Annotated in this window: 1 protein-coding gene; it reads right to left on the bottom strand. The window is 67.1% G+C overall.

Annotation, left to right across the window (positions count from 1 at the left end):
* Positions 1-690, bottom strand: a 690-nt coding sequence (locus tag CCN33_RS30165; RefSeq protein ID WP_086696476.1) for an ABC transporter permease subunit, incomplete at its 3' end; no start/stop codon positions are given.
* Between the last annotated feature and the right edge of the window lie 33 nt (positions 691-723).

Below are 723 nucleotides of genomic sequence, written 5' to 3'. Positions count from 1 at the left end.
GGCGCGGGCGGTGCGGACGTAGTCCTCGCTCAGCGTCTCCACGAGCTGCGAGCGCGTCATACGCGTGTAGTTGGCGGTCCAGATCAGCGCCAGCACCAGCCACGGCAGCAGCAGGCCGGAGGCCCAGGCGGCCGGGTTCTCGGTGAGCGGCGTGTAGGACGGGTTGTCCAGGACGTCGAGCTTGGCCACCAGGAAGTACATGGCGATGTAGCCGACGAAGTAGATCTGGAGCGAGGAGGCGACCAGCGAGGCCGAACTGGCCAGCTTGTCCTGCCACTTGCCCTGCTTCACCGCGGCGATCATGCCCGCGCCGATACCGAAGATCAGGAAGACGACGGCCGAGCCGAGAGCCAGCGACAGCGTCAGCGGAAGCCGGTCCATGATCGTGCCGAGCACGGGCTCCCGGTTGGCGAAGGAGTACCCCAGGCACGGAGCGCTGCAGTTGCCGAAGTCGCCGTAGCTGCGCCCGACGAAGATGCCCTTGATCCAGTACCAGTACTGCACCGGGACCGGGTGGTCGATGCCCAGGTTGTGCCGCACCTGCGCGAGCATGTCGGGCGTGCAGTTCTTGCCGCACGACATCGTGGCGGGGTCACGCGGGATGGCGTAGAAGAGCCAGAAGGTGACGGCGCTGATGATCAGCAGAATCACCAGCGCGCCGAAGACTCGGCGGACGAGGAAGCGGAGCATGGGGCGTGACTTTCCGGACGGGGCGCCGTCGCC

Source organism: Streptomyces recifensis (assembly GCF_002154615.1).
Lineage (GTDB): Bacteria > Actinomycetota > Actinomycetes > Streptomycetales > Streptomycetaceae > Streptomyces > Streptomyces griseoluteus.
This window is presented reverse-complemented; position numbering and strand designations above follow the sequence as displayed.